This window comes from Sphingomonas sorbitolis, from assembly GCF_036663875.1.
GTDB lineage: Bacteria > Pseudomonadota > Alphaproteobacteria > Sphingomonadales > Sphingomonadaceae > Sphingomonas.
Genome location: NZ_JAXOJS010000005.1, coordinates 458,252 through 473,072, shown reverse-complemented (window position 1 = coordinate 473,072; position 14,821 = coordinate 458,252). Strand labels below are relative to the sequence as shown.

The window sequence follows — 14,821 nt, the reverse complement described above, 5'->3', positions numbered from 1 at the left end:
GATAGGTAGCGCGCATGATACTGGCAAGCGACACGCACAATAACGCAACAATCGATCCGCGCGAGGCCGCGCATTTCGGCACGATGGCGAAGGACTGGTGGGACCCGAAGGGCTCGTCGGCCCCGCTCCACAAGCTCAACCCGCCGCGGTTACGCTATATTCGCGAGCAGGTGGACGCGCATTGGGGTGGCGATGGTTCGACCTTCACGCCGCTGGAGGGGAAGACCGCGCTCGATGTCGGTTGCGGCGCGGGGTTGCTGTGTGAACCGCTCGCCCGGCTCGGTGCAGAGGTTACGGGGATCGATGCGGCACCCGAGAATATCGCGGTCGCGGAGATCCACGCGGCGCAGAGCGGCTTGGCGATCGACTACCGCGCGGGGGGCGTCGAGGGACTGGTCGGGCAGTTCGACCTCGTCACCAGCCTTGAGGTGATCGAGCATGTCAGTGACCCTGCCGGCTTCGTGCGCGGTCTCGCGCGGACGTTGGCGGAGGGCGGGTTGCTGATTCTTTCGACGCCCAACCGGACGCCGTTGTCGCGGCTCGCGATGATCACGGTGGCGGAGGGTGCTGGGGTTATTCCAAAGGGTACGCATGACTGGAACAAGTTCCTGACGCCCGAGGAACTGACCGCACTGCTGAAAGACGCGGGTCTCCGCGTGACGGATACGCGGGGGCTGAGCTTCTCGCCCGCGACTGGCTTCACGCTGAGTGACTCGACGAGCCTCGATTACTTCCTGACCGCGGTAAAAGCCTGACTCGTGGCCCACACGCCACCTCCCCGGCGAAGGCCGAGGCCCAGTTGGGAACGCCAGGGTAACGAAGCGCGATCGCTAATCATCACCGTCCCCCAACTGGGCCCCGGCCTCCGCCGGGGTGGGGCCGAATGACGAGCCGAAGCACTCCCCAAAATTGTTCACCCGCGAAGGCGGGTGCCCAGTCTGGGCACCCGCCTTCGCGGGTGAACATACTTCTGATGCTCGCAGCGCTGACGATCCTCTTCACCACCCTCGCGCTCCTACGCTCGGTGGACCACGACGAGAGCCAATACGTCGCCGCCGCCGCGCTGACCGCCCACGGCCTCCTCCCCTACCGGGACTTCGCGTACCTACAGACCCCTCTCCAACCCTATCTCTTCGCGCCCGTCGCACTTCTAGCCGGCAGTTGGACCTTGCCAGCGCTTCGCATCCTCAACGCCCTGCTCGGCGTCGTGACGATCGCCTGCGTCCACACCGCAGCCCGAACCCTCGGCGCCAAACCCAAAGCCGCCCTCACCTGCGCAGCCGTGTTCGCCACCTGCGACATCCTCCTCTTCAGCATCGGCACAGCCCGCAACGACGCACTCCCCGCCGCGCTGCTCGCCGCAGCCCTCCCCCTGATCGTCCGCCCCGCCATCACGCGCAAAGCCGCCGCGCTCGCCGGCCTCCTCCTCGCCAGCGCCGCCGCCGCGAAGATCTCCTATGCGTTTCCCGCGCTCGCCTACGGCCTCTACGCGCTGGTCGACCGCCGCCATCGCCCCGCCGCGGTCCTGCTCGGCACACTCCCGGTGGTCGCCTTCGTCGCCTGGACCTATGCCGCCAGCCCGGCCGGTTTCGTGTTCGGCACTTTCACCTTCCCGGCGCGCGGCCCCGCCGAATATTACGCGCTCCGCCCGTGGAAGATGTCGCTCCCCGCCAAGGCGATCGACACGCTCAAGTTCCTCGCACTAGGCGCAGCCCTGCCCGCGCTCGCGCTGGTCGCGCGCGACGCATGGCGACGCCGCACGGTAGACCTGCTCGACTGGCTGATCCTCGCCGGCCTGATCGCCGCACTCCTGCCGTTTCCAACCTGGCGGCAATATCTCCTCCCAGCCTTGCCAGCCCTGTTCGTCCGCCTATCGCTGATCCCGCCCCCAAGCCGCGCGTGGCGAATCGCGTTCGCCGTATTCGCGGCCGCCGGCATCGCCCCCTCCATCGCAGCGCTGGCAGATTCGGATGGCCTGTCGCTCACACAGGCCCTCCGCGAAGGCCGAGCGGTCGGCCGCGTCCTCGACCAACACGGACTCGCAGGACCGATCGCGACGCTATCACCACAAATCCTCCCTGCAGCGAACCGCCAGCCCGATCCCGCCTTCGCGACCGGCCCCTTCTATTTCCGCAGCACCAAGCTGCTCGACGCAACTCAAGAACACGCGCTCCACCTGATCTCGCGAGCGCGCATGAAACTCGACGGATCGACGATCCTAACCGGAGGCGAAGGCCCCGCGACAAGCGGCGATGCCAGCCTCGACCAAGCCCTCGCCACCGCCGCACGCGACGCCGGTTACGAGCCGATCCCGATCCCCGGCACGCGCTTCACCGCGTTCACGCCGCCAGCCCACACCCCTGCTTCGCCGCGACCAGCCCCGCATAATAGTCCATGAGCTCGACCGCATGCTCGCGGTCGCTGCGGACGTGCCGCGCCGCCACCGCCGCCGCGCGCCGCAGCAACGCGGGGTCGCGCGCGAACAACCGCCCGATCGCCGCCGCCGCGCTCTCCGCATCACGCGCCGCGTAGAGCTCGCTGGCGTGGCGGTCGGCGACTTCCGCGCAGCCACCCGTATCCGGCACGATCAGCGGCAGGCCCGATGCCATCGCCTCCGACGCGACCAGGCCGAACGGCTCCGCCTCCGACCCGTGGATCAGCGCGTCGCAGCTCGCCATGATCCGCGCGAGCCGCTCGCGATCATAGACCGGCGCGAACATCCGGATATGCGGCGACCCGCCGATCCGCCGCTGAATCGCCTTGGTCTGCGCACCCGCACCGATCAGGACCAGCCCGACCGGCAAAGTCGCTCCCGCCCGCGCCACTGCATCGACCACCAAGGGCCAGCGTTTCTCGCCGTGATGCCGACCAAGCCCGAGCAGCAGCATGCCGTCCTCCGGCAACCCGCACTGCTGCAGCAACGCCCCGCGCAACCGCGTATCGCGCAGCTCCGGCGAGAAATGCCCGCGCTCGATCCCCAGCGGCATCGCCGCATCGATCCGGACGCCACGCGCGCACAATCGCTTCTCCAGCGCCGGACCATTGGTGACGACGACGTCGTATTTCTCGAGGAAGCGGTTCATGTACCGAGAATACCAGGCGAACCCGCGCTCGATCTGGTCATGGCTCGCGACGCCCGCGAACCAGCGCTGCGCATACGCCGCGATATTGTCGTTGTGCATGAAGAAGGACTTTACCGCGCGTCCCTCCCAGTCGCCGACGAACCACGCCGGCCGCCACGGCGAGCAGCATTCGACCACGTCCGGATCGAGATCGTCGAGCACGCGGTGGATCGCCGCCCGATCCCAGAACAACCCGTAGTTGCGATCGAACGGCATGCCCGGCGACTTGAGGTAGAGGATCCGCCCGCCGCCCGGCCGTTCCTCGACGCGGTCCTCCCTGCCGGGCGCGACGACGATCAGTTCATGGCCCATGTCGGCCATGATCCCCATCTTCCGATCGACATAGGTCCGCACGCCGCCACCAGTCGGCGAGTAGAACTCGTTGACGTCGACGATTCTCATGGGACGATTCTCACCTCTCGGCCCTCATGGCGTGACAGGCCCGAACCCGCCGAGCCCGCGCAGATATTGCGCGGTGATCCGCACACTCGTCACCCCCGCGCCGACCTCGACCAGCGCCTGCTCGACCTTCGGGCGCGACCGACCGAGCTTCACGTTACTCGCGAACCCGGCGCCGTCGGTCCAGACGCTGAACTTGTTCTTCCCGTCGCGATTATGCGTCAGCAACAGCGCATAGCGGCCCGGCCGCGGCGCCCGGATGCACAGGATCGGCGACCCGGTTGGCGGCGTCGGCACCACGACCCGCCGAAACGTCTTGCCCGCCGCGATCAGCACGCGGTCGTCCTTGAGAAAATCCGCTTCCTCGCCCGGGTAGAGTTCGAGCTTCAGCTCGCCGGTGCGATCCTTCAGCCCGGTGATCTCGACCGCGATCGCCGGGCCTTCCCCCGGCCGGCACGCCGCCGCATCGCTGCCCAGAACCTGCGCGCCCGCCGGTCCCATCAAGACGACCGCAGCGACCAGAGCCAACCCAAAGCGAATCATGCACGAATCCTGTCGAGTGCCGCGTGGATGCCGAACAGCACGATCAGTCCGACATGCACGAGCAAGGTCGCCGCTGCCGTAAACGCGATCAATTCCGACAGCGCCTGATCCTGCCCGATCAACAGGATCGCGATATTGGCGAACAGCAGGTCCTTGTTCGGCACCAGCGGCAGGCGCGACACGAGCAGGCGTCCGGCGGCGAGGAACAGCCACATCCCCATCGGCACGCCCGGCAGCGCGAAATGCCACGCGAACGCGATCAGCACCGATCCGCACAGCAGCCGGATGCAGTGGATCCCGAACACCCACCACAGCTTCGCGCGAGGCAACGAGAACACGCGGCGCGAAAAGATCAGGAACGGCAGCGAGATCGCCAACGTCACCCCCGCCGATGCCAGAACGGTCCGGAACTGGTCGTGCGTTAGCAGATGCCGGCCAAGCGGCAACGCGATCGCCACCAGCAGCAGCGTGATCGCATTGCCCGCGATCGCCGACAGGATCGTGACGTCCTTCACCGCGCCGAACGGCGACGCCACCATCCGCGCCTTGGCTCGCGCCCAGGCATAGAAATACGCGTCGCCCGAGTATCCGAACACGACCTCGTTCGCGATCCGCTTCTTGATCAGCGCGACGAGGCCGCCAAGCGGGATGCCCCACAGCCGCCGGAAGATCACATAATCCCCGGTCGGCGGCGACATGTAGAGCAGGCCGAAGCACAGATAGAAGCGCGGATCGCTTGGCACCGACCGCGTGAGTCCCGCCAGCCCATGCCCGAGCAGTTCGCGCCCCAGCCCAGCGATCATCGCCAGCGTCAGCACCGCGCCGATGATCGCCGGCCAACGACTGCCGATCGTCTTCAGCGGCTCCAGGCCGGCACGGGCGATGTCGGCATAGCCCTCGGTGTCGGCAGTGTTCGCACGCGTGTTCAATCGCCGGTCCTCAAGCCATTCCGTCGCCCCTCGATCGGCCCAATAGCCGCCCGTCGGCACGCGTGCACGCAAAGTCGGTTTCATTCGGTCGCGATCTCCGCTCTACCAATCGCGCATTATGATGACCGCCATATTTCAGTGACGTCCCCGCCACCGCTCGCCCGACACATCCTGACCTATGCCGAGGATTTGCGCGGCGGCGGGGTCGAGCGCGCGCAACTCCGTCTCGCGCGCGGCTGGCTGGCGGCGGGGCGACGCGTGACGCTGGCGATCGAGGATATTGCCGGGCCGCTGGCGGCGGAACTGCCGGAGGGGCTTGAGATCGTTTCACCCTCGCGGCTGCTTGCGTTCCCGAAGGTCGTGCGACAGCTCGTCCCGGACGTGATCTTCTGTCCGGGCAATTTCTATACCGGCATCGCGGCGTGGACCCGGCTTCGGCTCGGCAAGGCGTGCCCGCCGATCGTCGCCAAGATGTCCAATGCCCCCGCGCGCGCCGATCACGGCCGGCTGATGCACGCGGCGCACCAGCTCTGGCTCGCGCGCCATGGCAGCTTCCTCGATCACCTCGTCGCGATGACTCCGGCAACGGCGGACGAGGCGGCGCGGGCGACGCGCATGGTCGGCCGCACGAGCATCATCCCGAACCCGCCGGCGGTGCCGATCCCGGGGGAGACGCCGGATTTGCCCGCGCGCTACATCCTCGGCGTGGGGCGGCTCGAACCGCAGAAACGCTGGGACCGCCTGATCGCCGCGCTTCCGCTGCTGGTGGACCGGACCATTCCGCTGGTGATCCTCGGCGAAGGCGACGAGCGGGGGGCGATCGAAACGCAGATTCGCGCGCTTGGTTTGGGGGACCGTGTTCGCTTGCTCGGGCACAGCACCGATCCGCTGCCGGTGATGGCGCGCGCGCAGGTGGTCGTGCTGACCTCGGATTATGAAGGTGTGCCCGGCGTGTTGCGCGAGGCGCTGTCGGTTGGAACGCCGGTGGTTTCGACTGATTCGAGCGCTGCGGTGGCGGAGATCATCGACCGCGCGGATCGCGGTACGATCGTTGCGCGGGACGATGCGGCCGGGCTGATCGCAGCGTTGGATGCATGGCTAGCGCCATCTGCGCAGCGGCCGGAGGCGGTCCCGCAGCCCGGTGCGGACTCGGCCGATCGCTACCTCGCGCTCTTCGATCGATTGGTGAGGCGCTAGCGTCCTAGCCTTTCTTGCCCCCGCCCCATTATAGGTCTCCGCCCCCACCTACCGTCATCCCCGCGGAAGCGGGGACCCATATCCTCCGAGGTTTGCCAGTATGGGTCCCCGCGTCCGCGGGGATGACGGGGGGTGAGCTTGGACCCGCATTACGTAGGAGGCGGCGCTAAACTGGATCAGGCCGTAGCCTCACCCTCACCCGCCTCAGCCTTCTCCTCTTCCCGCTCCGACCGCCGCTCGAGCGCGGTCTTGATCATCGCGGTCATCGGATCGGCCAGCGCCAACCCAAGAATCCCGAACAGCGCGCTCGCCATGATCTGCGCGCCCAAAGTCAGCGCCGGCGGCAGGTCCACCGTGCGCTTGGCGACCATCGGCACGATCACATAGCCGTCGATCGTCTGCACGATCAAATACGTCCCGATCGCCCAATACCCCGTGTCCACGCCCGCGCTGAACCCGACCGCGACCATCAGCACGCCGGTCACGATCGCGCCGACGTTCGGGATGAACGCGAGGATACCCGCGATGATGCCGAGCAGCATCGCCATCGGCACGCCGCCGATCGCCAGCGCAATGCCGCTCGCGACCCCCTCGACCGCCATCCCGAGCAGACGCCCCGCGAGCAGCCGCCGCAACGTCGCCCCCATCTTGAGCAAGGTCCTGGCGAACTCTGGACGCAGGTCAACCGGCACCATCCACTGGAGCCCGCGCGAATACGTTCCCGGGTCCATCGCGATAAACAGCCCGAGGATCAGGATCATGAACATGCTCGTGATCGCACCGATCGCGCTGCCGACCCACGACGTCACCCGCCCGACCGAGCCCAGCGCCTGCTTGACGATTCCGTTGACGTCAGACGCCCCCGGCATCAACCCCTGCGACGTCAGATAGCTGGTGAAGCGATTGGCCTGCGATTCGAGCGTCGAGCGGAGCTGCATAACCTGCTCGGTCACCTGCACGCCCGTAAGGATGAACGTCCCGACCAGGAACGCGAACGTCAGCAGCACGACGATCAGCAACCGCCAGCCGCGCCCGATCGGCAGCACCCGCCCGAGCAACCGCACGCCACCATCGAGCAAGGCTGCGAACACGACGCCGGCAAAGATGATCAGCAACGGCTGGACCAGCACGATCAGCAGCGCGATCACGCAAGCGAGCCCGAGCCAGATCATCGCACGCTTCAGTTCCTTGCGCAGGAACGGATCGCGCATCTCGACCGGGCTGAGCTCGTCGACGGTCTTAGTATCGGCCATCTCAGTTCACCTTGGCGGGATGCAGCGAGGTGCCCGCGCGATCCGGGCGCAGCGAACTCCACCAGCTCAGCGGATTGAACGTCGCATCGCCGTCGAGGCTGAAGGTGATGAACTCCGCCCGGCCACCGAGATTCTCGTACGGCACCGGTCCGCCGAGCCCGAGCTGGCTCAGCGCGAAGCGGCTGTCGGCGGAGCGATCGCGGTTGTCGCCCATCAGGAAGACGTGGTTCGCGGGAATCGTGATCTCCGCGAAATTGTCGCCCTGGCTGTCCGATTCGAGATCGATCGTCTCGTAACGGCGCCCGTTGGGCAGCGTTTCGGTATAGGTCGGCAGGCGGCACATCTCGCGACCGTCGGGCAACGTCTCGCGCGCGCCGGGATAGTCGATCTCGCTGCACGGGCTGTTGGTGTCGACCGGGATCAGCGTGTCGTGCAAGGGGCCCCGCTTCACCGCGACGCCGTTGAGGAACACGATCCCGCCGCGCACGGCCAGCTTGTCGCCAGGCAGGCCGATGACGCGCTTGATATAGTCGTTGTGCGTACCCGGCGGCGTCACGATCACCACGTCGCCGCGCGTCGGCAGCGATCCGAACAACCGACCATGCATGAACGGCAGCGACACGCTCCAACTCTCTTCCTGCTGACGCAGCACGACGCCCTTGAAGATCGCGATCGGGTCGGGAATCGTCGGCGACACGAACGACCAGCCATAGGCGAACTTGGTCACCACTAGCCGGTCGCCGATGCGGAGGCCCGGCAGCATCGATTCGCTGGGGATATAGAAGGGCTTGGCGATGAAGCTGTGGAAGCCGAGCACGACCAGGATCAGCCAGAATATGCCCTTCACCTCGCCCCACCAATCGGTGCCGCGGCGGCGGGTCGTTTCGGGGGTCGTGGTGACCGAGGGCGCGGGATCGACCGCCGAGGTCTGCGCGAGGGGCTTTTCCTGGAACTCGTTGCCGTCCAACGCCGCGTCCTTCATCGATTCGTATCCTGGCGCATGTCCGGGGATATCAGAGGTATAGCTTCGATGATCACAAAGGCCTGCGCCCACGGATGATCATCGGTCATCGTCAAATGCACGCGCGTGGCGTGGCCTTCGGGGGTCAACGCGTCAAGCCTCGCTTTGGCGCCCCCGGTCAACGCCAGTGTCGGCGCGCCACTCGGAGCGTTCACGACGCCGATATCGCGCATGAACACGCCCGCGCGAAACCCGGTCCCGACCGCCTTCGAAAACGCCTCCTTGGCCGCGAACCGCTTCGCCAGCGTCCCGGCTTTCGTGAAAGGCCGCCGCGCCGCCTTCGCCCGCTCGACATCGGTAAACACCCGCTGCTCGAACCGCTCCCCGAACCGCTCGACCGACGCCGCGATCCGCTCGATGTTACACAGGTCGGATCCGAGCCCGATGATCACGACACTGCCTGAAGGCGGAAGACAGATTTGGTTCTCGCGAAGGCGCTAAGGCGCGAAGAGAACAAGAAGGAAAGCGAGCTATGGGCTCTCTCCTTTCTCTTCGCGCCTTTGCGCCTTCGCGTGAACAAATTCTGAAAGCTAGCGCGCCGCATCCATAGCCTCGCGCATCAGCCGAACCGCTTCGCCAAGCCCGACGAACAGCGCCTCGCCCACCAGGAAATGCCCGATGTTCAGCTCCCGAACCTGCCGGATAGCCGCGATCGGTGCGACGTTGTCGTAGGTCAGCCCGTGCCCCGCATGCACCTCGATGCCGTTCTTCGCCGCCAGCGCCGCCGCATCGTTCAGACGCCGCAGCTCCACCACCCGCGCCTCGCCCGACAGTTCCGCATACAACCCGGTGTGCAGTTCGATCACCGGCACTTTGAGCCGCACCGCCGCCTCGATCTGGCGCGCATCCGGTTCGATGAACAGCGACACGCGGATCCCCGCCCCCGCCAGCGCATCGACCAGCTTCGCCATCCGGTCGTAATGCCCGGCGACGTCGAGCCCGCCCTCGGTCGTCAGCTCCTCGCGCTTCTCCGGCACGATGCACGCCGCGTGCGGCTTGTGACGCAGCGCGATGCCGAGCATCTCGTCGGTCGCCGCCATCTCCAGGTTGAGCGGGATCGTCAGCTCGGCCGACAGACGCGCGATGTCGTCGTCGGTGATGTGCCGGCGATCCTCGCGCAGATGCGCGGTGATCCCGTCCGCCCCCGCCGCCGCTGCGACCAAAGCCGCGCGCACCGGATCGGGATACCCCGCCCCGCGCGCATTCCGCACCGTCGCGACGTGATCGATGTTGACGCCAAGGCGCAAGGCGGAGTTCGAATCGGTCCGGAGTGTCATGGGCATGCTACCGTCGAGAGGAGGTCATAGGCGAAACCGGATTTCTGCCAGATCTCGCCGAACGCAAAATCGTCCGAACTCCGGTTGGTGAAGACCACGACCGCGATGTCGTCGTCGGGCAGGATATAGTTGCGGGTCTGGACGCCGCCGATCTCGCCGTCGCGCTGAACGATCCGCTTCGGCGCTGCGCACCCTTTCAGCTGGCCGGGGAACACCCACTGGCCCAGCGCCTGATAGCTGCGTCCGCCCTCGGGCTTCCACAGTTCGGCGCGCGCGGCGGGAGTCATCAGCTTGCCGGTCATCAGCGATCGATCGAACCGGAACACGGCGCGCGCCGTCCCGATCAACCCGCCGGCCGCGCCGAAACTCGCCAGTTCGTACCGCGGTTCGGCCTTGCCCGCGACAAAACCGGGAACACCCATCTCGCCGGTTCTCGCCATCGCCATCCCGGCAGGCCAAGCCAGCGCGCCCGACCCGTACATGCCGACGACGGCCATCAGATAGTCGCAATTATTATAGGCGAACGGCGCGCCGGGTTTTGGAGGAGTGGTGAGGCAATAGGACCTATCCGGCGCAGGCGCACGATAGAAGGATGGCACGCCATCACGCAGGGGAGTGTCGTCGGGATTGGCCAGTCCGGTGTGGTGCGTCAGCAACTGGCGCAGCGTCAAGCCGCCCAGCGGGGCAAAGCCTTGAGTCCCAAGTGGCCGGTCGAGATCGCCAGGATGCCGTCGCACGACCATCGCCGCCGCCACCTGCTTGGTGATCGACGCGAGCCGCCACCGCGCACGCGGGTCATGCCGCTTCCCGCCCGCCGGATCGACCGTACCATAGCCCCGCTCCACCAGCACCCGGTCACCCTTCCCGACCAGCACGACGCCCGCCAGCTTCGCCTGCGCGGCCACCGCATCGACCCTGGCCGACACGCTCGCAGCAGCAAGAGCCAGCGCGAGGATCATGCCGCCGCCCGGCTCCCGGGCTTGATCGCAGGGATCGCGGCCAGTTCGCGCGGCAAGGCATCCGCCGGATAAGTCGGCACGTCGAGCCGGATCAGCGGGAAGAACGGCACGCCCAGATCCGCCGTCCCGTTCGAGCGATCGACCAACGCCGCCGCCGCGACCGTCACGCCGCCAGCCCGCCCGATCGCCGCGATCGCCTCGCGCGACGACAGCCCGGTGGTGACGACATCCTCCATCATCAGCACGCGCTGGCCGGGCGCGAGCCGGAACCCGCGACGCAGTTCGAACACGCCGTCGGGCCGCTCGAGGAATACCGCCTCGACGCCAAGCGCGCGGCCCATTTCGTGGCCGGCGATGACGCCGCCCATCGCTGGCGAGACCACGATATCGATCTGCGCCCGCAGTTCTTCGGGGATCGACGCGACGAGCGCCTCCGACAACCGAGCGCCTCGCGCCGGATCCATCAAAACCCGCGCGCATTGCAGGTAGCGCGAACTGCGCAAGCCCGAGGACAGGATGAAATGCCCTTCGAGCAACGCTTCGGCAGCGCGGAATTCGGCGAGCACGTCGTCTTCGGTCATCGCGGGTCATCGCTCCAAATGGTCTGCCCGCGCTGATACGAGCGCGGGAAACCACGTGCAACGAGAACCGGCGGCTCACCGCCATCCTGCGTTTCATTGCGCCCCGCCTCTCCTTCGTCATCCTGACGAAAGTCAGGATCCAGAGCCACAAGGGAAGGCGTTCGTGATCCTAGGTCCTGACTTTCGTCAGGATGACGGAGGGTTAGTGCGGGCGCCTGAAGGGCCAACGCCAGACAAGGCTTGAGGCAAGCCCCCCCGCTGGGTATAGCTCTTCCCAAATCATAAGCAGACATCCGCGCGTCCGGAATCGGGTTCGCTATAAACCGGGGTCAATAAAAACGATGCGCAAGATGGGGATGAGAGGATTTGCGATGGCAGTGGGGCTCGCACTGGCGAGTCTCGGTGGTGCCGGGCACGCGGCCCAGCCGGCTGCCACGCCGACGTCAGCAGCACCCGCACCGCAAGCCGCTGCCGCACCCGGAGGCGTGTCGAACACTGCGCCGACGACCGCCGCAGCGATGCCCACCGCCAACCCATCCAGCCCCGAGCTCGCGATGGACGGTGCGCCCGCGATGACGGTCAAGCCGATGATCGGCCAGCCGACCGATGGCCTGTTCGGGCTCCAGCCGCAGGTGACCAAGAACGGCCAGTTCGCGCACTGGATGCACAATTCGATCCTGGTGCCGACGATCACGATCATCTCGCTGTTCGTTCTCGCGCTGCTCTTCTGGGTCTCGTTCCGCTATCGCAAGGCGCGCAACCCGGTCGCGTCGAAGACCAGCCACAACACTTTCATCGAGATCATCTGGACACTCGCACCAGTCGTGATCCTCGTCCTGATCGCGGTCCCATCGATCGGTCTGCTGCAAGCCCAGTTCAAGCCGGCACCCTCCGGTGCGGTGACGCTGAAGGCGATCGGCAACCAATGGTATTGGACCTACCAGTATCCGGACAATGGCGGCTTCGAGATCACCGCCAACATGCTCAAGGAAAAGGCTGACGTCGCCGCCGGCGAGCGCCCGCGCACCGATGCCGACGGTCCCAAGCTGCTCGCCACCGACAACCGCATCGTCCTCCCCGTTGGCGTGCCGATCCGCCTGATCACCACCTCGAACGACGTGATCCACAGCTGGGCCGTCCCGGCGTTCTGGATCAAGCTCGATGCGATCCCCGGCCGCCTGAACGAGACCAGCTTCACGATCGACAAGCCCGGCCTCTATTTCGGCCAGTGCTCCGAACTGTGCGGCGCACGCCACGGCTATATGCCGATCGCGGTCGAGGCCGTTCCGCCCGCCGAATACGCAGCGTGGGTCAAGGCCAAGGGCGGCACGATGCCGACCCCCGGCAAGGCGTCCGACAAGGTCATCCCGCAGCCCGGCGCCGACGGCTCCGCGGCGAAGGTCGAGGAAGCCGCCGAGACGGCGAACGCCACCGGCCCCGTGGAAAATGTGACCACCGCAGCCCCTGCGACGACGCAGGGCGCCACCTCAAACCCGGCCGGCGCCGGCAACGCGGGACAGTAAGATGACCGACACCGCTCTCACCCCGTCGGCCTTCGTGTCCCACGAAGCGCACGACCATCATCACGATACCGATCACAAGCCGGGCTTCTTCGCGCGTTGGTTCATGTCGACCAACCACAAGGACATCGGCACGCTGTACCTGATCTTCGCGATCGTCGCGGGGATCATCGGCGGCTCGGTATCGGGGCTCATGCGCGCCGAACTCGCGCATCCCGGCATCCAGTATCTCCAGGGCTGGGCGAGCATGCTCCATGGCGGCCCCGCCAGCCTCGACGAATCGCTCCATCTCTGGAACGTGCTGATCACCGCGCACGGCCTGATCATGGTGTTCTTCATGGTCATGCCGGCGATGGTCGGCGGCTTCGGCAACTGGTTCGTGCCGATCATGATCGGTGCGCCCGATATGGCGTTCCCACGCATGAACAACGTGTCGTTCTGGCTGCTGATCCCCGCCTTCACGCTGTTGCTGGCCTCGCCGTTCTTCGGTGGTGCGGGTAACGGCTGGACGCTCTACGCGCCGCTCTCGACCTACGGCGAGCCCGGGCCGTCGACCGACATGGCGATCCTCGCGCTCCATCTCGCGGGTGCGTCGTCGATCCTCGGCGCGATCAACTTCATCACGACGATCTTCAACATGCGCGCGCCGGGCATGACGCTGCACAAGATGCCGCTGTTTGTGTGGTCGATGCTCGTCACCGCGTTCCTGCTGCTGCTGGCGCTGCCGGTGCTCGCCGCTGCGATCACGATGCTGCTGACCGATCGCAACTTCGGCACGACCTTCTTCGATCCGGCCGGCGGCGGTGATCCCGTCCTGTATCAGCATCTGTTCTGGTTCTTCGGCCATCCCGAAGTCTACATCATGATCCTGCCGGGCTTCGGCATCGTCAGCCAGATCATCTCGACGTTCAGCCGCAAGCCGGTCTTCGGCTATCTCGGCATGGCGTATGCGATGGTCGCGATCGGCGTGGTCGGGTTCGTCGTGTGGGCGCACCACATGTTCACCACCGGCCTCAGCGTGAACACCAAGATGTACTTCACCGCGGCGACGATGGTCATCGCGGTCCCGACCGGCATCAAGATATTCTCGTGGATCGCGACGATGTGGGGCGGCTCGCTCACCTTCAAGACGCCGATGGTGTGGTCGATCGGCTTCATCTTCATGTTCACCGTCGGCGGCGTGACCGGCGTCGTGCTCGCGAACGGCGGCATCGACGACTATATGCAGGACACCTACTATGTGGTGGCGCATTTCCACTACGTGCTGTCGCTGGGTGCGGTCTTCTCGCTGTTCGCCGGGTTCTATTACTGGTTCCCGAAGATGACCGGCAAGATGTACAACGAGTTCCTCGGCCAGCTGCACTTCTGGGTGTTCTTTGTCGGCGTGAACGTGATGTTCTTCCCGATGCACTTCCTGGGTCTCCAGGGCATGCCGCGCCGCATCCCGGACTACACGCCGGAGTACGAGCATTGGAACACGGTGGCGTCGGTCGGCTACATGATCATGGCCGCGGGCATGGTGGTGTTCTTCGTCAACCTGATCTGGTCGCTGGCGGCCGGCAAGAAGGCGGGCGACAACCCCTGGGGCGACGGCGCGACGACGCTGGAGTGGACGATCTCCTCGCCGCCGCCGTACCATCAGTTCGAGACGCTGCCGCGGATCGATTAGGATGCGAGGCAGCGTAGCGACAGCTACGCGCCGGTGCGGCCCAGCCGCACGCATCCGACCGGCCGGCGCGGCAATGCCGCGTCCGACGACACGGGATTAACTCCCGTGTCGGGCCAGCCAAGCAAGAGAACGCCTCGGGGAAACCCGGGGCGTTTCTCGTTGGATAAGGCAGTACCCGCTGGCGTCGACACTCGAACGCTCCCCCGCCGCGCCACGTCATTCTGACGAAAGTCAGGACCCAGGGTCAAAAGCGTCTCCCTCCATGGCTCTGGGTCCTGACTTTCGTCAGGATGACGGTGGGAATGGGTCGACCGCTCGCCGATCTGGCAGGGTCGTGCTAGTGGGCTATCG

At 66.5% G+C, this 14,821-nt stretch carries 14 protein-coding genes; 5 read left to right on the top strand and 9 right to left on the bottom strand.

Annotated elements, in window-relative coordinates:
• The first annotated feature begins 14 nt into the window (after positions 1–14).
• Positions 15–755, top strand: coding sequence for a bifunctional 2-polyprenyl-6-hydroxyphenol methylase/3-demethylubiquinol 3-O-methyltransferase UbiG (ubiG, locus tag U1763_RS17140; protein WP_332756142.1), 741 nt, complete (start codon positions 15–17; stop codon positions 753–755).
• A 218-nt stretch (positions 756–973) separates the two neighbouring features.
• Entirely contained in the window at positions 974–2,398 is a 1,425-nt protein-coding gene (locus tag U1763_RS17135; protein ID WP_332756141.1) for a DUF2029 domain-containing protein, read from the top strand.
• Here the strand turns inward: U1763_RS17135 and U1763_RS17130 are convergent.
• From U1763_RS17130 to U1763_RS17120, 3 genes are read right to left on the bottom strand one after another with little or no spacing between them, the layout of a single operon-like run.
• Positions 2,340–3,524, bottom strand: coding sequence for a glycosyltransferase (locus tag U1763_RS17130; RefSeq protein WP_332756140.1), 1,185 nt, complete (start codon positions 3,522–3,524; stop codon positions 2,340–2,342). The genes U1763_RS17135 and U1763_RS17130 overlap by 59 nt on opposite strands.
• 24 nt (positions 3,525–3,548) lie before the next feature.
• A complete protein-coding gene (locus U1763_RS17125) occupies positions 3,549–4,064 on the bottom strand; it encodes a DUF2141 domain-containing protein (RefSeq protein WP_332756139.1) in 516 nt (171 codons plus the stop codon).
• Entirely contained in the window at positions 4,061–5,077 is a 1,017-nt protein-coding gene (locus tag U1763_RS17120; protein WP_332756138.1) for a hypothetical protein, read from the bottom strand. Before U1763_RS17120 ends, U1763_RS17125 begins: the two co-directional genes overlap by 4 nt.
• A gap of 54 nt (positions 5,078–5,131) precedes the next feature.
• Between U1763_RS17120 and U1763_RS17115 the strand changes: the two genes are divergently transcribed.
• Complete coding sequence (locus U1763_RS17115) at positions 5,132–6,190, top strand: glycosyltransferase (RefSeq protein WP_332756137.1); 1,059 nt, start codon at positions 5,132–5,134, stop codon at positions 6,188–6,190.
• Between the two features lie 176 nt (positions 6,191–6,366).
• Here U1763_RS17115 and U1763_RS17110 read toward each other — a convergent pair whose 3' ends face one another.
• From U1763_RS17110 to pyrE, 6 genes are all read right to left on the bottom strand, one after another.
• Positions 6,367–7,443 (bottom strand): AI-2E family transporter, encoded by a 1,077-nt coding sequence (locus U1763_RS17110; RefSeq protein WP_332756136.1) that lies wholly within the window; start codon positions 7,441–7,443, stop codon positions 6,367–6,369.
• Between the two features lies 1 nt (position 7,444).
• Positions 7,445–8,425 carry a signal peptidase I gene (gene lepB / locus U1763_RS17105; protein ID WP_332756135.1) on the bottom strand — a complete coding sequence of 327 codons (981 nt, stop codon included), beginning with the start codon at positions 8,423–8,425 and terminating at the stop codon, positions 7,445–7,447.
• The gene (acpS, locus tag U1763_RS17100; protein WP_332756134.1) at positions 8,422–8,856 is read right to left on the bottom strand and encodes a holo-ACP synthase; all 435 of its coding nucleotides are present in this window, start codon (positions 8,854–8,856) and stop codon (positions 8,422–8,424) included. Before acpS ends, lepB begins: the two co-directional genes overlap by 4 nt.
• 138 nt (positions 8,857–8,994) lie before the next feature.
• Complete coding sequence (locus tag U1763_RS17095; protein WP_332756133.1) at positions 8,995–9,747, bottom strand: pyridoxine 5'-phosphate synthase; 753 nt, start codon at positions 9,745–9,747, stop codon at positions 8,995–8,997.
• Positions 9,738–10,700 carry a serine hydrolase domain-containing protein gene (locus U1763_RS17090; RefSeq protein ID WP_332756132.1) on the bottom strand — a complete coding sequence of 321 codons (963 nt, stop codon included), beginning with the start codon at positions 10,698–10,700 and terminating at the stop codon, positions 9,738–9,740. Before U1763_RS17090 ends, U1763_RS17095 begins: the two co-directional genes overlap by 10 nt.
• Positions 10,697–11,281: an orotate phosphoribosyltransferase gene (pyrE, locus tag U1763_RS17085; protein ID WP_132895705.1), complete on the bottom strand. Its 585-nt coding sequence runs from the start codon at positions 11,279–11,281 to the stop codon at positions 10,697–10,699. Before pyrE ends, U1763_RS17090 begins: the two co-directional genes overlap by 4 nt.
• Before the next feature lie 371 nt (positions 11,282–11,652).
• Here pyrE and coxB point away from each other — a divergent pair, with 371 nt between their 5' ends.
• Positions 11,653–12,804, top strand: coding sequence for a cytochrome c oxidase subunit II (gene coxB, locus U1763_RS17080; protein ID WP_332756131.1), 1,152 nt, complete (start codon positions 11,653–11,655; stop codon positions 12,802–12,804).
• Between the two features lies 1 nt (position 12,805).
• On the top strand, positions 12,806–14,470 hold the full coding sequence (gene ctaD / locus U1763_RS17075; RefSeq protein WP_332756130.1) for a cytochrome c oxidase subunit I: 1,665 nt from the start codon (positions 12,806–12,808) through the stop codon (positions 14,468–14,470).
• The last annotated feature ends 351 nt before the right edge of the window (positions 14,471–14,821 follow it).